The 19,111-nt window shown below is 74.5% G+C and carries 25 protein-coding genes and 1 pseudogene; 16 read left to right on the top strand and 10 right to left on the bottom strand.

Annotated features, from left to right (window positions below; genetic code table 11):
* Window positions 1–122: 122 nt before the first annotated feature.
* Window positions 123–557: a VOC family protein gene (locus G6553_RS16495; protein ID WP_242680563.1), complete on the bottom strand. Its 435-nt coding sequence runs from the start codon at window positions 555–557 to the stop codon at window positions 123–125.
* Window positions 558–585: 28 nt separating this feature from the next.
* Here G6553_RS16495 and G6553_RS16490 point away from each other — a divergent pair, with 28 nt between their 5' ends.
* Genes G6553_RS16490 through G6553_RS16475 form a run of 4 tightly spaced genes read left to right on the top strand, consistent with a single transcriptional unit; the run spans window position 586 to window position 3,634 of the window.
* The gene (locus G6553_RS16490) at window positions 586–1,596 is read left to right on the top strand and encodes an aldo/keto reductase (protein WP_242680562.1); all 1,011 of its coding nucleotides are present in this window, start codon (window positions 586–588) and stop codon (window positions 1,594–1,596) included.
* Window positions 1,593–1,964, top strand: coding sequence for a rhodanese-like domain-containing protein (locus G6553_RS16485; protein WP_166195404.1), 372 nt, complete (start codon window positions 1,593–1,595; stop codon window positions 1,962–1,964). Before G6553_RS16490 ends, G6553_RS16485 begins: the two co-directional genes overlap by 4 nt.
* A gap of 4 nt (window positions 1,965–1,968) precedes the next feature.
* Window positions 1,969–3,129, top strand: coding sequence for a 23S rRNA (uracil(747)-C(5))-methyltransferase RlmC (rlmC, locus tag G6553_RS16480; RefSeq protein ID WP_347565768.1), 1,161 nt, complete (start codon window positions 1,969–1,971; stop codon window positions 3,127–3,129).
* A gap of 10 nt (window positions 3,130–3,139) precedes the next feature.
* Window positions 3,140–3,634 (top strand): hypothetical protein, encoded by a 495-nt coding sequence (locus G6553_RS16475; RefSeq protein WP_347565767.1) that lies wholly within the window; start codon window positions 3,140–3,142, stop codon window positions 3,632–3,634.
* A 25-nt stretch (window positions 3,635–3,659) separates the two neighbouring features.
* On the opposite strand, the gene G6553_RS16470 is transcribed toward G6553_RS16475, so the two are convergent.
* Window positions 3,660–4,049, bottom strand: a complete 390-nt coding sequence (locus G6553_RS16470; RefSeq protein WP_166195401.1) for a DUF2237 domain-containing protein — start codon at window positions 4,047–4,049, stop codon at window positions 3,660–3,662.
* 105 nt (window positions 4,050–4,154) lie between these two features.
* Between G6553_RS16470 and G6553_RS16465 the strand changes: the two genes are divergently transcribed.
* The 3 genes from G6553_RS16465 to G6553_RS16455 are packed head-to-tail and all read left to right on the top strand — an operon-like array spanning window position 4,155 to window position 5,482.
* Window positions 4,155–4,301: a hypothetical protein gene (locus tag G6553_RS16465; protein WP_166195399.1), complete on the top strand. Its 147-nt coding sequence runs from the start codon at window positions 4,155–4,157 to the stop codon at window positions 4,299–4,301.
* Window positions 4,302–4,344: 43 nt separating this feature from the next.
* Complete coding sequence (locus G6553_RS16460) at window positions 4,345–4,968, top strand: dienelactone hydrolase family protein (RefSeq protein WP_166195396.1); 624 nt, start codon at window positions 4,345–4,347, stop codon at window positions 4,966–4,968.
* A gap of 4 nt (window positions 4,969–4,972) precedes the next feature.
* Complete coding sequence (locus G6553_RS16455; RefSeq protein ID WP_166195394.1) at window positions 4,973–5,482, top strand: gluconokinase; 510 nt, start codon at window positions 4,973–4,975, stop codon at window positions 5,480–5,482.
* Window positions 5,483–5,694: 212 nt separating this feature from the next.
* Here the strand turns inward: G6553_RS16455 and G6553_RS21375 are convergent, their stop codons facing one another.
* On the bottom strand, window positions 5,695–6,048 hold the full coding sequence (locus G6553_RS21375; protein ID WP_242680561.1) for a hypothetical protein: 354 nt from the start codon (window positions 6,046–6,048) through the stop codon (window positions 5,695–5,697).
* Here G6553_RS21375 and G6553_RS21370 point away from each other — a divergent pair.
* The 5 genes from G6553_RS21370 (at window position 6,042) to G6553_RS16435 (ending at window position 8,500) form a co-directional block, all read left to right on the top strand.
* Window positions 6,042–6,200 (top strand): hypothetical protein, encoded by a 159-nt coding sequence (locus tag G6553_RS21370; protein ID WP_242680560.1) that lies wholly within the window; start codon window positions 6,042–6,044, stop codon window positions 6,198–6,200. The genes G6553_RS21375 and G6553_RS21370 overlap by 7 nt on opposite strands.
* Window positions 6,201–6,330: 130 nt before the next feature.
* On the top strand, window positions 6,331–6,810 hold the full coding sequence (locus G6553_RS21365; RefSeq protein ID WP_242680559.1) for a hypothetical protein: 480 nt from the start codon (window positions 6,331–6,333) through the stop codon (window positions 6,808–6,810).
* A 62-nt stretch (window positions 6,811–6,872) separates the two neighbouring features.
* Window positions 6,873–7,163 (top strand): TraR/DksA C4-type zinc finger protein, encoded by a 291-nt coding sequence (locus G6553_RS16445; RefSeq protein ID WP_347565766.1) that lies wholly within the window; start codon window positions 6,873–6,875, stop codon window positions 7,161–7,163.
* Between the two features lie 72 nt (window positions 7,164–7,235).
* Entirely contained in the window at window positions 7,236–7,754 is a 519-nt protein-coding gene (locus tag G6553_RS16440; RefSeq protein ID WP_166195388.1) for a YfcE family phosphodiesterase, read from the top strand.
* A complete protein-coding gene (locus tag G6553_RS16435; protein ID WP_166195385.1) occupies window positions 7,751–8,500 on the top strand; it encodes a hypothetical protein in 750 nt (249 codons plus the stop codon). Before G6553_RS16440 ends, G6553_RS16435 begins: the two co-directional genes overlap by 4 nt.
* On the opposite strand, the gene G6553_RS16430 is transcribed toward G6553_RS16435, so the two are convergent.
* The 6 genes from G6553_RS16430 to G6553_RS16405 form a co-directional block, all read right to left on the bottom strand.
* Window positions 8,497–9,198, bottom strand: a complete 702-nt coding sequence (locus G6553_RS16430; RefSeq protein WP_347565765.1) for a hypothetical protein — start codon at window positions 9,196–9,198, stop codon at window positions 8,497–8,499. The two genes, G6553_RS16435 and G6553_RS16430, sit on opposite strands and share 4 nt — an antisense overlap.
* Before the next feature lie 19 nt (window positions 9,199–9,217).
* Window positions 9,218–9,640 (bottom strand): hypothetical protein, encoded by a 423-nt coding sequence (locus G6553_RS16425; protein ID WP_166195382.1) that lies wholly within the window; start codon window positions 9,638–9,640, stop codon window positions 9,218–9,220.
* A gap of 211 nt (window positions 9,641–9,851) precedes the next feature.
* Window positions 9,852–10,442, bottom strand: coding sequence for a mismatch-specific DNA-glycosylase (locus tag G6553_RS16420; RefSeq protein ID WP_166195379.1), 591 nt, complete (start codon window positions 10,440–10,442; stop codon window positions 9,852–9,854).
* Window positions 10,443–10,445: 3 nt separating this feature from the next.
* Complete coding sequence (locus G6553_RS16415; RefSeq protein ID WP_166195376.1) at window positions 10,446–11,717, bottom strand: phosphodiester glycosidase family protein; 1,272 nt, start codon at window positions 11,715–11,717, stop codon at window positions 10,446–10,448.
* Between the two features lie 19 nt (window positions 11,718–11,736).
* On the bottom strand, window positions 11,737–13,302 hold the full coding sequence (locus G6553_RS16410) for a CocE/NonD family hydrolase (RefSeq protein ID WP_166195374.1): 1,566 nt from the start codon (window positions 13,300–13,302) through the stop codon (window positions 11,737–11,739).
* Between the two features lie 98 nt (window positions 13,303–13,400).
* Window positions 13,401–14,153, bottom strand: coding sequence for a hypothetical protein (locus G6553_RS16405; protein WP_166195371.1), 753 nt, complete (start codon window positions 14,151–14,153; stop codon window positions 13,401–13,403).
* A 63-nt stretch (window positions 14,154–14,216) separates the two neighbouring features.
* Between G6553_RS16405 and G6553_RS16400 the strand changes: the two genes are divergently transcribed.
* Entirely contained in the window at window positions 14,217–15,404 is a 1,188-nt protein-coding gene (locus tag G6553_RS16400) for a site-specific DNA-methyltransferase (protein WP_347565764.1), read from the top strand.
* A gap of 6 nt (window positions 15,405–15,410) precedes the next feature.
* Here the strand turns inward: G6553_RS16400 and G6553_RS16395 are convergent, their stop codons facing one another.
* Complete coding sequence (locus G6553_RS16395) at window positions 15,411–16,820, bottom strand: wax ester/triacylglycerol synthase family O-acyltransferase (protein ID WP_166195368.1); 1,410 nt, start codon at window positions 16,818–16,820, stop codon at window positions 15,411–15,413.
* A gap of 298 nt (window positions 16,821–17,118) precedes the next feature.
* Between G6553_RS16395 and G6553_RS16390 the strand changes: the two genes are divergently transcribed.
* The 3 genes and pseudogenes from G6553_RS16390 to G6553_RS16380 form a co-directional block, all read left to right on the top strand.
* On the top strand, window positions 17,119–17,523 hold the full coding sequence (locus G6553_RS16390) for a hypothetical protein (protein WP_166195365.1): 405 nt from the start codon (window positions 17,119–17,121) through the stop codon (window positions 17,521–17,523).
* Between the two features lie 89 nt (window positions 17,524–17,612).
* Window positions 17,613–18,716: an FUSC family protein gene (locus G6553_RS16385; protein WP_166195362.1), complete on the top strand. Its 1,104-nt coding sequence runs from the start codon at window positions 17,613–17,615 to the stop codon at window positions 18,714–18,716.
* A pseudogene (locus tag G6553_RS16380) lies at window positions 18,713–19,111 on the top strand (hypothetical protein); the annotation flags it as partial. The gene G6553_RS16385 and the pseudogene G6553_RS16380, both read left to right, overlap by 4 nt.

The raw sequence follows: 19,111 nt of genomic DNA, 5'->3' as shown, positions 1-19,111 counted from the left end.
ACCCTCCCGGCTCGGCGGCAACGGTCGTCCGACCGCGCGCAGGCCACCGTAGCCGGGGGCACCGACCGGGCGCGTCGTGCCGGGCGCCCAACAGCGCCGGTCAGCGGGTGTCCGGGGAGCGGTCAGCCGATGTCCACCAGCCACTGGACGCCGTACCGGTCCTCCAGCTGGCCGAACACGTCGCCCCACATCTGCTTCTCCAGCGGCACGTGCACCTCACCGCCGTCGGCCAGCGCGTGGAACCACCGGGTCAGCCGCTCCTCCTCGTCCCCGCTGAGCGCGATCGTGACGGTCGCGTCGCCGGGGGTGAGCGTGGTGCCGGGCGGCAGGTCGGAGGCCATGAACATCAAGCCCTCCTCGGTGCGGAGCATCGCGTGCATGACGCCGTCGGCGCCGTCGCCCTCCACGCCGTACTCGCCGAAGGTGTTCATCGTCAGCTCGCCACCGAGCACGGACTGGTAGAAGGTCATCGCCTCGCGGGCGGTGCCGTCGAAGTGGAGGTAGGGGCTCAGGTTCAGGTTCATGCCGGGTGGACCGGCGACGACCCCCGGACTCATCGTTGGCCCCGTCGGGGAGGATGGGCGCATGGTCTCCCCGCAGCGCAGCATGGACTCACGCACCCTCGGGCGCACCGGTCGCGACGTCTCCGTCGTCGGCCTCGGCACCTGGCAGCTCGGCGCCGACTGGGGCGAGGTGAGCGAGGCCGACGCCCGCGCCGTGCTCGAGGCGTCGGTCGAGGCCGGCGTGACGTTCTTCGACACCGCCGACGTGTACGGCGACGGCCGCAGCGAGCAGGTCATCGGCGCGTTCCTGCGCGACCACGACGGCATCACGGTCGCGACCAAGATGGGCCGCCGCGTCGACCAGGTCCCCGAGAACTACCGCCTCGACGCGTTCCGCGAGTGGACCGACCGGTCCCGCCGCAACCTCGGCGTCGACACCCTCGACCTGGTGCAGCTGCACTGCCCGCCAAGCGCGACGATCGAGGACGACGCGACGTACGACGCCCTCGACGCGCTCGTCGCCGACGGCGCCATCGCGGCGTACGGCGTCTCGGTCGAGACCGCCGACCAGGCGCTGGCCGCCATCGCCCGCCCGCACGTCGCCAGCGTCCAGATCATCCTCAACGCCTTCCGGCTCAAGCCGCTCGACCGCGTGCTGCCCGCTGCGCAGGAGGCCGGCGTCGGGATCATCGCGCGCGTGCCGCTCGCGTCCGGCCTGCTGTCGGGCAAGTACGACGAGTCCACGACGTTCGCCGACGACGACCACCGCACCTACAACCGCGACGGCAGCGCCTTCGACAAGGGCGAGACGTTCTCCGGCGTGGACTTCGCGACGGGCGTCGCCGCCGCGCGAGAGTTCACCGCGCTGACCCGCGAGCACGGCCCCGACGACGCCACCGCCGCGCAGGTCGCGCTCGCGTGGGTGTGGCAGCAGGCCGGCGTCACCACCGTGATCCCCGGCGCCCGCAACCCGGAGCAGGCCCGTGCCAACGCGGCCGCCGGCGCGCTCCCGCCGCTGTCGCCGGAGCTGCTCGACGGGGTGCGCCGGCTCTACGACGCCTCGTTCCGCGACGCGGTCCACGACCAGTGGTGACCCTGTTCCGGGCGCCGCTGCTGCTGGGCGCCCTCCTCGCGCTCGTGGTGGGCCTGGGCGCCTGCGCCGACGACACCAGCGAGATCCAGCGGCTCATCGAGGGCGACACGACGGTGGTCGACGTCCGCACTCCCGAGGAGCACGCCGCCGGCCACGTCGAGGGCGCGATCAACATCGACCTCGCGGCCGACGACTTCCGCGAGCGGGTCGACGAGCTGCCGCGCGACACCTACTACGTCGTCTACTGCGCGTCGGGCTCCCGGGCCAGCCGCGCCGTGGCGATCATGCAGTCGCTCGGGTTCGGCAGCGTCGTCAACGGCGGTGGGTACGACTCGCTCGCCGAGCTCGGCGTGTCGACCACCTCGTGATCGCGTGATCCTCGCGTCGTCGGTGGCGGTCCGCTGCGACTACTTCGACACCGGTCGGTGCCGCTCCTGCGCGCTGCTCGACCAGCCCTACGAGGCGCAGCTCGCCGACAAGCAGCGCGAGGTCGCCGCGCTGCTGCCGACGCCGGCCGCGGGGTGGTCGGAGCCGGTCGCCTCGGCGCCTGCAGAGTTCCGCAACAAGGCGAAGATGGTGGTCGGTGGGACGGCCGCTGCGCCGACGCTCGGCATCCTCGACGAGACCTTCGCCGGCGTCGACCTGCGGGAGTGCCGGCTCCACACGCGCGGTCTCCACGACGCGCTGCCGGTGCTCGCCGAGTTCATCGGCCGCGCCGACCTGGCGCCGTACGACGTCGGGCAGCGGCGCGGCGAGCTCAAGCACCTGCTGGTCACCGAGTCGCCGGCCGGTGAGCTCATGGTGCGGTTCGTGTGCCGCTCGCAGGAGCCGGTGGCGCGGCTGCGCAAGCACCTGCCGTGGCTGCTCGAGCGGCTGCCGGTCGCGGTCGCGACGGTCAACCTCCAACCCGCGCACAAGGCCGTGCTCGAGGGGGAGCGGGAGGTCGTGCTGACCCGCGACGCCACCCTGGCGATGCCGTTGGGCGCGGTCACCTTGCACCTGCGCCCGCAGAGCTTCTTCCAGACCAACACCGCGATGGCGACCGCGCTCTACGGCGAGGCGGTCGCGTGGGTCGCCGACCTCGCGCCGGCGTCGGTGTGGGACCTCTACTGCGGCGTGGGCGGCTTCGCGCTGCACCTCGCCGGGGACGGCACCACGCCCGGCCCGACCGTCACCGGCGTGGAGATCTCGAACGAGGCCGTCCGCTCCGCCGAGCACAGCGCCACCGCCGCCGGGCTGTCCGACGTCGTGTTCAAGGCCGGCGACGCGACGACGTACGCCGTCAACGCGGCCGCCGCGGACCTGCCCGACCTGGTCGTGGTCAACCCGCCGCGGCGCGGCATCGGCGACCAGCTCGCCGGCTGGCTGGAGACCTCCGGCGTGCCGCACGTCCTCTACTCCAGCTGCAACGCGCGCACGCTCGCCGCGGACCTGGCCGCGATGCCGTCCTTCGCGCCGGTGCGCGGCCGGCTGCTGGACATGTTCCCCAACACCCGTCACTACGAGGTACTGGTGCTGCTCAGCCGTCGATGATGGGCCGCAGGTGACGTCCGCCTCGCTGCGGGCCGCCGCGCGCGACCCGCTCGCGGCGACTGGTCCCGGGTCCGTAGATTGGGTCGACGTGGCCGAGGACTACTGCGAGCTGTGCGACCTCCCGCTGAGCCAGTGCGTGCACGGGCGCCCCGAGCCGACGCCGGCACCGCCCGAGCCGAAGGCCTCCCCGGTCCGCACCCGCAGCGCCACCCCGCGCGTGCCCGGCACGCCGGTGAAGAAGTCCGCGCCTCGCAAGTGGACCTCGCCCGACGAGCTCAAGGCGCCGATCGTCGCGCTGCTCCAGGAGCACGGCGGCGAGCTCGACGCGGACGACGTGTTCCCGTCCCTCGATGAGCGGCTCGGCGAGGCGCTGCGGGCGGGCGACCGCGATCCGTCGCCGACCGGCGAGCCGCGCTGGCAGCTGGCCGCGCGCAAGGCCCGCCGGGCGCTGCAGGACGAGGGCGTCATCGAGCCCGGTACGCCGGGCGTGTGGCGCCTGCGCTGAGGCGTCGGCCGGCTCCCGGCAGGGCTCAGGCGAGCGAGCTGAGGTCCGGCGGCACGTCGACGGCGTGCTCCTGGAGCAGCTCGATCCGCACGATCTCGAGCGCGCGCTCGTTGGTCGCGGCCAGCACGACCGGCGCGGCGGCGCCCGCCTGGTAGGACTGCAACCACCGGCCGGCCACCACGCACCACGGGTCGCCCGGGTGCAGCCCCGGGAAGTGCCACGCCGGCCGCGGCGTCGTCAGGTCGTTGCCGACCGAGCGCTGGTGGTCGAGGAACTCGCTCGTCATCACCGCGCACACCGCGTGCAGCCCCACGTCGTCGGGACCGCACGAGCAGTGCCCGTCGCGGTAGAACCCGGTCAGCGGGTCGGTCCCGCACGGAACCAGCTCCCCGCCCAGCACGTTCCGCTCGCCCATGCCCGCAGCCTAGGCCCGGAGCGCGGGCCCTCTCGGTCCGTGGGGTGAGCAGGGTGCGCGGAAAATGCGTCGACAGGTCGCCGCCGTCGCCGCCACGATGACGCCATGAGGCCGACCACCACGCGCCCGCAGCCGCGCGCGTCCTGGCGCGCCCTCAGCCGCGAGCAGAAGCAGGCCGTCCTCCAGGACGTCCGCGAGCGCCAGCAGCGCCAGGTCGAGGTGGAGATCCGGCGGCTCGACGCCCTGGTCTGACGTGCCCGTCTGGCTCGTCGAGGCCGGCGGGTACCTTCCGCCAGTGACCGAGCCACGACTCGTCCCCGCCCGCGTCCCCCGCGTCCCTGAGGCGGTGGTGCTCGCCCTGCACGGCGGCGACGTCCGCCCCGGCGACCCCGACGTGAGCCCGTGGCAGCTGTCGGTGCTGCGGGTGGTGCCCGTCGCCGCACGGGTGGCGCGCGCCGGACGTGGCCGGCTCGCGGTCCACCGCGTGCTCAACGCCGCCCGCGGGTGGGGCGTCGATCGGACGCCCGTCGACGACGTGCGGTGGGCGCTGGCGCAGGTGCGCGAGCGGTACGGCGACCTGCCGGTCGGTCTCGTCGGGCACTCGCTAGGCGGCCGGGCGGCGTTGCTGGCGGGCCGCGAGCCCGGTGTCGCCGCCGTCGTCGCGCTGAACCCGTGGCTGCACGCGTCCGACGACGTCGACCTGACCGGCCGGCGGGTCCTGGTGGTGCACGGCACCGAGGACCGGGTCGCGGATCCCGCCCGGGCGCGGCGGGTGGTCGATCGGCTCCGCCGGCACACCGACGTCGAGTGGCGCGACGTCCCCGGCGCCGGCCACGCGATGCTCCGGCACGCGTCGGTCTTCGAACGGGCCGCCGCCGACTTCCTCACCGGGGCGCTGCTGCCGCGCGGCGTACGGTGATGACATGAGCCACCTGCTCGTCGTCATGGGCGTCTCGGGGTCGGGGAAGTCCACGGTCGGCGCCGCGCTCTCGCAGCGCCTGCGGGTGCCGTTCGCCGACGCCGACGACCTCCACCCGGAGGCGAACGTCGCGAAGATGGCGCGTGGCGAAGCGCTCGACGACTCCGACCGCTGGCCGTGGCTGCAGGAGGTCGGCCGCTGGCTGGCCGACCGCGCCGCGGCGGGGACCGGCGGGGTGATGAGCTGCTCGGCGCTCAAGCGCTCGTACCGCGACCAGCTGCGCCACCACGCCCCCGAGACGACCTTCGTGCTGCTCGAGGGGGGCCGCGACATCATCGAGCGGCGCCAGGCCTCCCGCCCCGGCCACTTCATGCCGCCCTCCCTGCTCACCTCGCAGTTCTCCACGCTCGAGCCGCTCGAGCCCGACGAGGACGGCGTCGTGCTCGAGGTGGACCAGGGCGTCGACGCGATCGTCCAGGCGTACGTCGACACGATGGAACGCCGCAGCTCCTGACCCGGGTCGCCGTGCCCTTGGGCTGGTCGAGCAGGGAGCCCTGGCAGCCGACCGTCGGCTTGCGGGCCGTGGGTGGTCGCGGCGGGGGCAACTAGAAGGAGAGGTACGCCGTCGCTCGCGGTTGCATCCCGGTCCCGGCTCGCGGCGGGCTCATCTCGGCCGGTCGAGGAGGGCCGCCCGGCCCGCACGACGAAGTCACGGGGCGGCGGCCGTCACCGGAGCGGATGGGCGACGCGTTCTGCGAGCTCCTCGAACGCCTCCCCGCCCACAAGCTGCCCCAGCTCGGCGGGCTCAACGCTTCGATCATCGTCCTGCTCGACTACAGCGGCCTCGAGAGCGAGACCGGACGCGCGGTCCTCGAGAACGGCGAGCCCATCTCCGCCTCCCTCGCCCGCCGGATGGCGTGCGAGGCAGGACTGATCCCCGCCGTCCTGGGCAGCCGCTCCGAGCTCCTCGACCTCGGCCGGACCGCCCGCCTGTTCTCCGGCGCCCAGCGCCTCGGCCTCGTCGTCACCCAGCGGGTGTGCACCGCAGTCGGGTGTGACTGGCCGGCCCACCTGTGCCACGCCACCACGACGACAGCTGGCTCTCCGGCGGCGAGACGAACTTCGACAAGGCCCGGCTGCTCTGCCCGAAGCACCACGCCCGCATCCACGACCCCGGGTTCGGGACCACCATCCACCCCGACAACCAGGTCACCTTCCACATGCGGACGTAGACCGGCAGGTTTCGAGACGTGCGCCAGCGCGCTCCTCAACCAGCCGGCCGAGCGCCCCAGCGCCCAGCCTTCCCGCCGAGTCACCCGTCTGGGCGGTGTGTGCGACAGGTGGCGCGGGTACCGCCGAGGCATGTCCATCCTGTCCCTCGCCACGCGCACCGCCTCGGTGATCAGGCCAGTGGCCGTGCCGGTGCGCGGGCGACTGTTCCGTCGTGGGCTCGAGGAGCCCGTGGGGCATGCGTTCTTCGACTCGGCCGGCACGGACGACGTGGTCGTCACCGAGTCCCGCGAGGCCGGGGTGCTCGGTGCGCAGGCGCCGGTGCACGGGCTGACCGTCCACGTCCCGCTCGACGACGGCACGGAACTGCACCTGGTCCTCGCCGCGACGACGTGGAGCCGGGTGAGCCGGCGGATGCGCCACGGCGTACCGGGCCTGGAGTGGACGATGACCGGGGTGCTCGCCGCACCCGGCGAGACCGACGACGGCGAGCCGCTGCTCGTCGCCGCCCGGATGGTCGGCGGCAGCACCGCGGAGCTCGCCGTCGCGCGGCAGGGGCGGCCCTGGCAGGAGTTCGGCTGCCTGATCATCAGCGACCAGGTGGCGGCCTGACCCCGGATCCTGCCGCGGATGCGGCCGGGGCCGCGGAGCGGCTGCGGGCCGAGCACGCGCTGGTGACGCGCCGGCTGGCGACGCTGCGCGGCGACTACACCGGCATGGTCGAGGCGTCCCGCGACACCAACGCCGACGACGAGCACGACCCGGAGGGCGCGACCATCGCGTTCGAGCGATCCCAGCTCGACACCCTCGTCCGGCAGGCCTCGCGCCGGCTCACCGAGATCGAGGCCGCCCTGGCGCGGCTCGACACCGGCGCCTACGGGACCTGCGAGAGCTGCGGACGCGCCATCCCCGCCGAGCGCCTCGAGGTCCGGCCCGATGCGCGGCGCTGCGTCGCCTGCGGTTGACCCGACGACGAACCGACGAGCAGCCGGGGACGAGGCGGAGAGAACCGCTCCAGGATGGGCACCGGGCGGGACGTGGACCTGGTGATCATGGCCGACACCCACCTGCCCAAGCGGGCCAAGGACCTGCCGGCCGAGCTGTGGGCGGCCGTCGAGGCCGCCGACGTCGTCGTCCACGCCGGTGACTGGGTCGACGAGGAGACGCTCGACCGGCTCGAGGAGCGCTCCCGCGAGCTCGTCGCCTGCTGGGGCAACAACGACGGCCCAGGCCTGCGGGCGCGGTTGCCGGAGGTCGCCCGGGCCGAGGTCGAGGGCGTACGCCTCGGCGTCGTGCACGAGACCGGTGGCAAGCAGGGACGCGAGCAGCGCGCCGACGCGGCGTACCCCGACCTCGACGTCCTCGTCTTCGGTCACAGCCACATCCCGTGGGACACCACCACGCCCCGCGGCCTGCGGCTGCTCAACCCCGGCTCTCCCACGGACCGGCGCCAGCAGCCGCACTGCACCTACCTGACCGCCCGCGTGGCTGACGGCGTCATCGGCGACGTCGTCCTCCACCGGCTCCCGCCCCGCACACCCCGGAGGCCCGCATGACCTCGACCCAGCGCGAGACCCAGCGCGAGACCCAGCACGAGGATGGACCGGCGCACCCGCTCGCGGCACTGCCCGCCAAGGTCGGCGGGGCGGTGATCGCCACCGCCGTCCGCGGGCTCGCCGCCGTGCGGCCGGCGGAGAAGCCGATGCATCCCACGGGCCGGGTGCTCCGCGGCCGGCTCGAGCGGCACGGCCTCGAGCCGGGCATCGGCGTGCCGTTCGTCGACCGAGCGGGCGTGGACGAGGTGGTCGCTCGAGAGTCCAAGGGCGTGGGGCTCCCGCTCGGCCTCCCCGACATCCACGGGCTCGCGATCAGGGTGCCGCTCGGCAGCGCCACCGTGGACGAGGCCCGCGGCGGCTCGGGCCGGCACGCCGACCTGTTGTTCTCCACCAACGGCTGGGGGCCCGTCACGCGCTTCCTCGTCGTGCCGTCAGCCGGGATGACGACCCGTCCGCTGACGACGCTGTTCCCCTACCGGAGCCCACGCGGGCCGGTGCTGCTCGGCGCGCGGTACGTCGACGAGCGGCACGTCGAGCTCGGCGTGGCCGGCCTGCGCTCGGACTGGCGGGTGTTCGCCGACCTCCACCTGGAGCTCGAGGAGCCCGGAGCGACGGGGGACGGCACCGACGACCCGGAGCTGGAGTTCGACGCGATCCTCAACGAACTGCCCGAGCTGCCGAACTACGACTGGGTCCGTCGCGTGCGGGCGCCGTCGTACGCCGTGGCCCGTAGCTCGCGCCGCTAGAGCGACCAGACGTACCGGCTGCTCGGCACCAGGTCGATGCCCTGGTCCGCGCCGAACCGGGACACGCTCGCCATCATCCGCTCCATCCGCGAGCGCAGCTCCGCGTCGTCCCCGCCGCTGCCGTAGAACGCGTGCAGGTCGGTCGTGGCCGCCATGGGGAACAGCTCCTCCACGATCGCGCTGACGTACGGCGCGTCGTCGGTGACCGCGTCGAGCACGACGTTCTGGACGTACCCGAACGTCCCCTGCGTCTCGATCGCCACGGGCGTGTGGTCCACCAGCCAGCGGTGCCGCCACTCGGACTCGTCGAGCTCGGCCGGGCGGCGCAGCACCGCGACGTTCGCCAGCGCGTCGGTCCGCTGGCCGTCAGGCACGGCCGGGGGCGTCAGCGGCAACCGCTCCTCGACCTCGAAGCCGGCGAGCGACGTCCCACTGCCGTCCAGGACGGCGGTGAGGGCCTCGACGACCGGCCCCGTGGGCGTGCGCTCGTCCGTGGTCCAGACCGACACCACCGCACGCACGGGCCCTGTCGGTGAGGCGATCCGCATCGCCGCCGCCACCGACTCGTCGTCGACGTTGACCTGGAGCCGCTGCGCGCCCGCCCGGGCGAGCCGGTCCCGCAGGTCGGTGCCGAGGAGGAGGGCGCGCAGCGAGCCGGAGTCGGGGCCGCCGGAGAGCAGGAACACGAGCTTGGTCACCGGCGGACCGTAGCCACTCTCAGGTCGCCACGGGAAGGGCCGCTTCGTCCATCGGGAGCGCCAGCACGTCCACGTCGGTGGCCAGGTGGACCATCTCGGCCGGCAGGCCCGCGACGCGCGCTGCGGCGTACAGCATCCCGGCCCAGGCGCGGTCCTCGTCGGCGCGGCCCGAGCCCGGCCGCGAGCGCAGGAACGCCACCCGCGAGCCCTCGGGCAGCGCCTCGCTGCGCAGCTGGGCGAGCATGCCGCCGAGCTGGTCCGCGCCGTCCTCGGGCGGCGGGCCGGCGCAGTCCTCGATCTCGGTCAGGGAGGGCAGCGGCACGGAGTCCGGTCCGACGAGCATCAGCCAGGTGCTGGTGCGCGTCCAGCCCAGCGGGTTCATCAGCGTGCGCCAGGCGCGCTCGAGGTCGGTCTGGGTCTTGATCACGGGTGCGTAGGTCATGGCACCGACCCTGGCGCCGGCTGCGGACCTTTCGCAGGCGCGCGGCCGGCGCCTGTGGAGGACGGTGCTGTGCGGCGAGGTTGTGGACGGACGGTGGGCCGGCGCTGAGGGTGGGTCCGGCGGGTTTCGAGACAGGCGCCAGGGCGCCTTCCTCAACCAGCCGGGCAGCCGGGCAGCCGGGCAGCCGGGCAGCCGGGCAGCCGGGGAGGGCTCAGGCCTCCGGCAGGATGCCGGCGGCGCGAGCGGGGGCGGCGTACGCCTCGGCGAGCGAGGCGACGGTCTCGTGGGCGTTGAGCCCGCTCGGGTTGGGCACGACCCACAGCTCGGCGCCGGCCAGCGATTCGGGCTGGCGGCCGGGGACGGCCTTGGGCAGCGAGAAGGCGGCGCGGTAGGCCGTGATGCCGGCGACGGCGACCACGCGCGGGCGGGCGCGACGCACGGTCTCGAGGAGGGCGAGCCCGCCGGCGCGGTACTCCTCGGGCGTCAGCTCGGAGGCCTTCGCGGTCGCTCGCCGCACGACGTTGGTGATCCCGATGCCGCGCGAGCGGAGGTGGTCGCGGTCCTCGTCCGACATCCCGGCCGCCGGGTCGATGCGACGCTCCAGGATCCCGGCCAGGAACAGCGCGGGGTAGAAGCGGTTGCCCGGGTGGGCGAAGTGCGTCTGCGTCGCGGCCGTCCACAGCCCCGGGTTGATGCCGACGAAGAGCAGCCGGAGGTCGGGGTCGCCGGGGCCGGGGAGGAGGTCGGGCACTTCCCGGTCGCGGAAGGACTCCAGCTCCGCGCGGGTGAAGGAGCGGGCCACGGGTCAGCCGCCGGGCGGGAGGTAGCGGACCTGGAGGCCGTTGGCGACCTGCCGGAGGTGCCCGTCCGAGGGGGTGTTGACGACGCCGAGCCGCCCGCCGCTGCCGCGGGTGAGCATGGTGGTCGAGCCGCCGCCGTCGAGGTTGAGCGCCTCGTCGGCGCCGAGGTCGATCAACGTCGCGGCCAGCTCGACCATCGTCGCGCCGCGGCTCCAGGTCTGCCGCCCGTCCACGACGAGCACGAGCACCTCGCCGGTGTCGCGGTCGATCCCGATCGCGGTGCGGGGGTGCATCTCGCGGTCGTCGACGACCTCGACGACCCCGTCGCGGACGAGCACCTTGTTGCCGCTGATCGCCATCCGCGGCCCGCCCTGCAGCCACCAGCGCACGTCGAGGCGGGCGCCCTTGCGCAGCGTCCCGAGCGCCTTCGCCCCGGGCCCGCGACCGACCAGCATCACCCCGCGGATCTTCTCGGCGCTCGACAGCTTGGCCCGCGTGCGCACGACCTTGCCGCCGCGGACCAGCACCATCCGGACGTTCTTCCGCTGCCCGCTGGTCACCCGGTAACCCGACGTCGTGCCCCACGCGGCGGTGTAGATCCCGATGCCGCCGGGCTCGACGAAGGGGGAGTTCAGGTTGGTGATCGTCCACCCCGGGCGCTGGGCGACCTTCGCCCGCAGCGGCACCTCGCCGATGTCGGGACGACCCTGCTTGTCGATCGAGAACGACGAGGTCCACCCCGACCGGCGCGCGTGCAGCACGCCGCGCTCGCGGTCGCGCCCGGTGCCGAGCGGCGCGCCGGTGTCGCCGATGTCGAAGAAGTCGCCGTTGACGCCCGCGACCGTGCCCGGACCGGAGTACGCCGCCGACAGCAGCGTCGGCAGGGTGGCCGTGCCGGAGATCCTCCGGGCGCCCGCGTAGTCGAGCGAGACGCCGGGGACCGACGGGTCGACGGTCAGCAGCGAGAACCGCTGCGGCCCGCGGGCGTCCGCCTCGTCCCACCGGGTCAGGGTCACCCCCGGCGCCACCGTGGACCGGGTCGGGGCCGTCCGGGTCGGCGGAAGCCCGGCGAGCAGCCGCGGCACGGCCGGCGCCCGCCAGCCGGGCTGGCCGTCCGAGGTGTGCCGGGGGCCGCGCTCGGCCCGCAGGTCCGGCCCGCCGCCCGGCGTACCGCCTGACGTGCCGTCCGGGCCTGCGGCGGCGCTGGTGGCTCCGGTCGCGGCGAGGGTGAGCGCACAGACGAGTGCGCCGGCGGTCAGGGGGAGTCGGGCGCGCACCCGCTCAAGGCTAGGCCGCTCACCGGCCGACCACAGGGAGATGGACGACCGTGTCCTCGATCGTGACCACGCCGGGCAGCCGCGAGCCCATCAGGAGGAAGGTGTCGGAGATCGGGGTGACCATGAGGTAGAGGTTCTGCCCCTCCGGCACGTCCACGGCCACCGAGGGCAACGCCACGCGCCGCTTCTCGCCGAGGACGGGGGTGGGCTCGTTGATCGGCAGCACGTTGTTCTGCACCAGGCGTGCGTCGAGCGGGGTGCGGCCGATCGCGAGGCCGTAGAAGGCGCGGTTTTGCACGCCGAGGGCGGTCAGCTCGCCCGTGAGGTACGGCGTGCCGGCGACGCGGATCGGACCGGCGGCGACCCGGTAGGACAGCGGGGTGCCGACGCCCTCGAGGGTGGCGACGGTGCCGACCTTCCGGGCGGTGTTGGCCCGCGGCGAGGTGATGGTCGTGCAGCGGTCGCCCGGCGTGGCCAGGTGCATCTTCCCGAAGCCGCGCAAGCGGGTCGGCCGGCCCTTGAGCACGTGGTCGAAGAACGCGATGTTCAGCTTCTCGAAGTCGCCGCCGGCCAGCTTGCGGCTGCACGGGTCGGTGTCGGCGGTGGTGCCGGCGGGCAGGATCGCGGGCAGCACGTGGCCGCCGTTGTAGGCGACGAAGATGCTCTGCTTGCGGGCCTTCGCGGTCATCGCCCGCTGCCAGTTGCGGAAGCCCTGCTCGAGCGGGAACAGCCCGTCGGTCGTGCCCTGGCCGAGCAGCATCGGGATGTCGAGCCGGCGACCCTGCTCGACGTGCCACTTCGGTCCGTTCTTGCGGAAGAACGACACCATGTCCTCGGTGCCGGGGATCGAGCCGTCGGGCCACACGCCGAGCGCGGCGCCCTCGAGGAGCGCCTTGTAGACGTTCGCCGGCAGTGCGTCGCTGGGCAGCGAGGCGGCGCTGAGCGCGAGCGCCCACTCGGTGCGCACCACGCCGTTCGGCGCGAGGCTCTGGCTGAGGTCGTGCCAGGTGATCTGCGGGGAGAGGGCGTCGAAGACCGGCTTGCCGCGCGCACGGAGCAGCTCGAAGGCGCCGACGTACTGGAACCCGCCGCCGTAGCTGCCGCCGATCGCGCCCAGCCGTGGGTCGCCGGGGCCGTCCTGCTGCACCCACGGCAGCCGGGCGACGACCTTCACCAGGCCGCGGACGTCGCGCCCCTCGAGGGCCGGGGCCTCGACGTGGGCGTGGCCGCCGGAGGCGCCGAACCCGCGCTGGTCGAAGGTGAGCACGCCGTACCCCGCGTCCAGCCAGGCCTGCACCTCGCGCTGCTCCGCGCGCTGCCCGCCCCAGCCGTGGCTGTGCATGATCATCGGGACCCGCCGCTTCGTCGACGCCCGGGCCGGCTTGAAGACGGTGTAGCAGATCTCGACCTTCGCGGTCTCGCCCGGCTCCGGGACGCTCGCGATGCAGCCGTCGCGCTCGGTCACCGCCGCGCGCGCCGCGGCCTCGCCGCGCGCCGGGTCGGCGGCCGGGCTGCTCGGGGCGGCGGCCAGTCCGCCCGCCAGGAGCGCGAGGGTGGCGGTGAGCGTGGCGGCGGTACGGCGCATGGAGTCCCTGTCGGTCGGCGAGGCGTGTTACCGATGGGTAGAACGCGCGAGCGCGACCGAGGTCACGCCGGTCTGCGGGGTGCTCGGGAGGAGCCGGGTCAGTCGCACGGCACCGCGCCGAGGAGCGCGAGACCCCGCAGGTCGCCGGTGCCGAACGACGTCCGACCGATGTTGTCGGCATGCATCAGCTCGGCGCGGCTCTCGACGTGGCCGAGGCCGACGACGTGGCCCAGCTCGTGGTCGAGGATCGCCGCCTGCAGGTCGAAGGCCCGCGGACCGGCGCCGGGGGAGAGGTCGACGAAGACGTCGGTGTCGAGCACCACCATGCCGGTGCTGTAGGTCCAGCGCCCGGAGGTCTCGAGGTACGCCGCGCCGCCGACGCCGGCGACGTCCCCGGCGAGGTCGGGCACCTCCTCCTCGTCGGCCCAGCCGATCAGCACCGGCGCGGACCGGCCGAGCGCGCCGATGCGGTCGGTGAAGTTGCGGTCGTCGGTCTCCCCGACGAAGGCGAACCGGAAGCCGGTCGCCTCCGACACGGTCGCCACGCTCCGCTCGACCAGCTGCCTCCAGTGCGCCGGCGCGCCGGCCGGGTTGACGACGTACTCGATGTCGCGGCACGGGTTCCAGCTCACCGGCTCCTCGGAGTCGGGCTGGGTGGCGGCGAACTGGTAGCTCCCGCCGCCGACCGGCACCGACACCGCCTCGGCCCGGCGCTGCTCGGTGCCGAGCAGCTCGCGGAGGCGGTCGCCGCTGCCGCTCGGGTCCCGGAGCAGCACCAGCCCGGCGAGGGCGAGCACGACCAGCACGCCCGGGAGGACCGGGCCGTGCCGGCGGGGCTCCCGGTGGTCCACGACCCCCTGGTGACCGGGCGGACGTCCCGGCAATCCCGCCCCGGCGGCCCTAGGGTCGGCCGCGTGCGACCGTGGAACACCTTCGTCGAGGGCGACAACCTCGACGTGCTCCGCGCGATGGCCGCCGCCGGCGAGCGGGTCGACCTGGTGTGCACCGACCCGCCGTACAACACCGGCAACGAGTTCGCCTACCGCGACGACTTCCGCGACGAAGGCGGCCGACCCGGCAGCCGTCACGACGCCTGGGTGGCGATGGTCCGCCCGCGGCTCGAGGCGTGCCGCGACGTGCTGCGCGAGACCGGTGCGCTCTTCGTCAGCATCGACGACAACGAGGCGGCCCGGCTGCGGCTGCTGCTCGACGAGGTGATGGGGGAGCGGAACTTCCTGGCCCAGGTGGTGGTCAACCTCAACCCCAAGGGGCGGCAGCTGGGCCGCGGGTTCGCGACCAGCCACGAGTACCTCCTCGTCTACGCCCGCGACGCGCGGCGCACCGTGCTCGACGCCAGCAGCGCCGAGACCGTCGACGAGCGCGACTTCCCGCTGGCCGACGAGGCGACCGGCCGGCGCTACCGGCACCTGCCGCTGCGCAACACCAACAAGAAGTTCAACCCCGTCACCTCGCCGACCCTGCACTTCCCGGTGTGGGGCGACCCAGTCACCGGGCGGGTGGCCACGGCGCCGTTCGCCGGGGCCGTCGAGGTGGCGCCGGTCTTCGGCGACGGCCGCCCGGCGGTCTGGCGCTGGAGCCGGCCCCTGATCGAGGAACGTCCCGGCGACCTCGTCTGCCGCGTCGTCCGCGGCCGGCGCGGGGAGCGGGTCGACGTGTTCCAGCGCGACTGGCTCGAGCGCGACGGCGGCCGCCGCAAGAAGCTGCCCACGATCTGGCTGGCCGAGGAGGTCGGCTCGACCGACACCGCCGTCGCCGAGCTCAAGGAGCTCGTCGGCCACGTCTTCGAGTCGCCCAAGCCGACCGGGCTGGTACGCCGCGTGCTCGGCACGATGCCCGCTGACGCGGTCGTCCTCGACCCCTTCGCCGGCAGCGGCACCACCGGCCACGCGGTCGCGCTGGCCAACCTCGCCGACGGCGGCACCCGTCGCTGCATCTCGGTGAACTCGGCCGAGCCGACCCGTCCCGGCTCGAACGCCCACGCGGCCGGGCTGCTCACCGTCGCCGACATCACCCGGGCCCGGCTCCGCGCCGTCGACCGGCTGCTCGGGGGCGGGCTCGACGAGCGGGTCGGCTGGGGCTGAGCCGGCTCAGGCCACGCCCGCGGCCTTCTCCAGCGCCGCGACCTCGTCGTCGAGGTGGACGAGCAGCCGCTGCAGGTGCGGGACGGTGCGGCGGCAACCGGTCACGCCGAACGCCAGCTTGCCGTCGTACGACGTGCACGTGATGTTGAGGGCCATCCCGTCGATGGGGATCGACAGCGGGTAGGTGCCGTCGAGGCGGGCGCCGTTCCAGTAGCGGGTCGAGCCGGGGCCCGGGACGTTGCTGATGATGCAGTTGTACGGCGGCCGCACCAGCCCCTGCATCCGCAGCATCGGCGTGAGGATCGCCGGCGCCTGGCCGAGTGCGCTCATCGCGACGATCTGCACCGGCGTCATCGACGACAGCGCCTCCTTGCCGTCGCGCATCGAGGCGTGGATGAGGTCGAGCCGGCGGGCGGGGTCGTCGTGGTTGGTGGCGAGCTGCACCATCACGGCGCCGACCGCGTTCCCGCCGTCGGGGTTGGCGATGTGCGACTGCTTGGCGTTGAGACCGACCGGCACCATCGCGACCAGCGAGGAGTCGGGGAGCGCGTCGAGCTCGAGCAGGTAGCTGCGCAGCGCGCCGCTGCACATGGCCAGCACGACGTCGTTGAGGGTGGTGCCGGTCGCCCTGCCGACCGCGCGGAGCCGCTCGATCGGCCAGTCCTGCGCGGCGAACCGGCGGGAGCCGGTGATCCGCTGGTTGAAGATCGTGCGCGGGGCGTAGAGCGAGAGCGCCGAGGTCTCGTTGCGCAGCCCCTTGGTCAGCGTGCGGACCAGGGCACTGGGCAGGCCGGCGGCCTCGGCGGTGAGGCCGAGGGCGCTGCGGAGCGCCTGCACGGGCACCTCGGCGAGGTCGACGGACCGGCGGTCGCGGACGCGGGGCTCGGCGCCCTCGCGCGGCCGGGCGTCCCACGGGGCGCGCATGCCGCGCTCGTCGGGGTCCTCGCTGAGCACGCTCTGCAGCAGCCGCATGGCGGAGACGCCGTCGACCAGCGCGTGGTGGACCTTGGTGTAGAGCGCGACCCGGCTGTCGTGGAGGCCCTCGATGACGTGCGCCTCCCACAGCGGGCGCTCGCGGGCGAGCCGGGTGCCGTGCAGCCGGCCGCAGAGGTCGAGCAGCTCGCGGATCCGGCCCGGCTGGGGCAGGGCGCTGTGCCGGACGTGGTGGTCGATGTCGAACTGCTCGTCCTGCTGCCACACCAGCTGGCCGGCCGTCCGCAGCGATCGGTGGGGGCGCTTGAGGAACAGCGGCGACATCTCCGAGACGTCGCGCATGCACTGGTACATCTCCCGGGTGTATCCCGGCCCCGCGTCCGCCGGGTTCTCGAACAGCTGCAGGCCGCCGACGTGCATCGGCATGCTGCGGTTCTCGGCCATGAGGAAGGCCAACGACGTGGGGTCGATCGGAGTGACCACGGAGGGCCTTTCGGTGGCGACGGGTGCCGCCCGTGCGCGCGGCGGTGCGAGCGGCGGTCGGGCGGCGTCGGGCGGGATCGGTCAGGGGCAGAGTGTGGCTCGCAGTGACGGCTGCCACAAGGGTCGGGTACGCCGCCGGGCGGCCGGCGCCGCCGGCCGGCCCCGTTCCCGTCCACAACGCCGGCTCGCGCACGGCTGTCCACCGGCGCTCCGGGTGCCGGCCGGCACGGTCGCCGGATCTTCCTAGCGTCGTGCTCGCACCGGAACTCGCCGGTGCACGGACTCCTCGGGAGCAGACATGACGCAGTGCAGGACGGGCCGCCGGACGAAGAAGCGGACGAACGGGTGGACGGCCGGCGTGGGTGCGATCGGCGTGGTCGCCGGGCTGGTGGTCGGCGGCCTCGCCGGCGGGGCAGCGACCGCGGCGGACGGGCCGGAGCTCGTCGGCGGCAAGAAGTACAAGCCGGTGCCGAGCACGATCGTGAGCGTGACCGGCGACAAGAAGAACGGCTTCGAGATCCGGCGCTACGACGGCAGCGAGCAGTTCCCGCCGACCGACTCCGAGGCACGGGCGGAGTGCAACGAGTACGACACCGAGGTCGCCCGCGTGCGGTGCCGCAGCGAGGTCCGCACCTGGTACCGCGACCTGGGCGACATGAAGCGGGCGATCCACTACGCGCGGTCCTCGGCCTCGGGCTCCTGACCGTCGGGTCGTCACTCCTCAGGGCCGTCGCGGCCGGGCGCGGGCCGGTCGGCCGGTGCGGTGGGGCGGGCTCTGGCACGATCATCGCCATGCGTGAGCCCGGCCCGGTGGACCGACTGCGGGCCCGTGGTCGGACCTCCGCCCGGGCGCGGCTGGATCGGCTGTCCTCGAAGCGGTGGCAGATCGCGCAGTGCGCGGTCGCGGCCGGTGTGGCCTGGTTCATCGCGGCCGACCTGCTGGACCACCCGACGCCCTTCTTCGCCCCGGTCGCGGCCGTCCTCAGCCTGGGGACGTCCTACGGGCAGCGGTTGCAACGGGTCGGCGAGGTCGCGCTCGGGGTGGCCGTCGGCGTGCTCGTCGGGGACCTGCTGACCCTGCAGATCGGCACGGGCGCGTGGCAGCTGACGCTCGTGGTGGTCCTCGCGATGTCGACGGCGTTCCTCCTCGACGGCGGGCAGGTGGTGGTCACGCAGGCCGCCGTGCAGTCGATCGTGGTCGCCACCCTGCTCCCGGACCCGGGAGCGGCGCTGGTGCGCTGGACCGACGCGCTCGTCGGCGGAGCGGTCGCCCTCGTGGCGGCGACGGTCGTCCCGTCCGCGCCGCTGCGCCGGCCCCGCGAGCAGGCCGCGGTGATCGTCCGGAAGATCTCCGCGCTCCTGCGCGCGGCCGGCGAGGTGATGACCGACGGGGCGTCCGAGCGCGGCCTGGACCTGCTCGCCGACGCCCGGCAGACCGACCGGTTGATCCGCGAGCTGCAGGCGGCTGCCGACGAGGGCATGGCGGTGGTGGCGTCCTCACCGTTCCGCGTGCGGCACCGGGGTGACCTCCGCCGGATGGCCGACCTGGTCGAGCCGCTCGACCGCGCGCTGCGCAGCACCCGCGTCCTGGTCCGCCAGGTGGCGGTGCTGGCCTACCACCGGCGGCCGGTGCCCTCGTCGTACGCGCTGCTCGCCCTCGACCTCGCCGACGCCGCGGACACGGTGGCCGACGAACTCGAGGCCGACCGGATGGCCTCGGCGGCCCGCACCGCCCTGCTGGCGGTCGGCGACGCCTCCGGCCGGGTCGAGCGGGCCGTGGAGATGAACGCCGAGGTCGTGCTGGTCCAGCTGCGGTCGGTGGTGGTCGACCTGCTGGTCCTGACCGGCATGGACCAGATCGAGTCCACCAACGCGCTGCCTCCGCCTCCGCGATGACCAGCCACGACGGGACCGACCGGCCGGCGGACCCGCGGGCGGGGTGGGTGCTGCACGTCGACCTCGACCAGTTCATCGCCGCCGTGGAGGTGCTGCGGCGCCCCGAGCTCGCCGGCAGGCCGGTCGTCGTCGGCGGTCGCGGCGACCCGACCGAGCGCGGGGTCGTGTCGACCGCGTCGTACGAGGCCCGCGCGCACGGCGTCGGCTCGGGCATGCCGCTGCGGGTCGCGGCCCGCAAGTGCCCGGACGCGGTGTTCCTGCCGGTGGACAAGGCGGCCTACGACGCGGCGTCGGCGGAGGTCATGGCCACGCTGCGTGCGGTGACCTGGGACGGCGCGCCGGTGGTGGTCGAGGTGCTCGGCTGGGACGAGGCGTTCCTCGGGATCGACTCGGCC

Source organism: Nocardioides sp. IC4_145 (genome assembly GCF_011250565.1).
Lineage (GTDB): Bacteria > Actinomycetota > Actinomycetes > Propionibacteriales > Nocardioidaceae > Nocardioides.
This window is presented reverse-complemented; position numbering and strand designations above follow the sequence as displayed.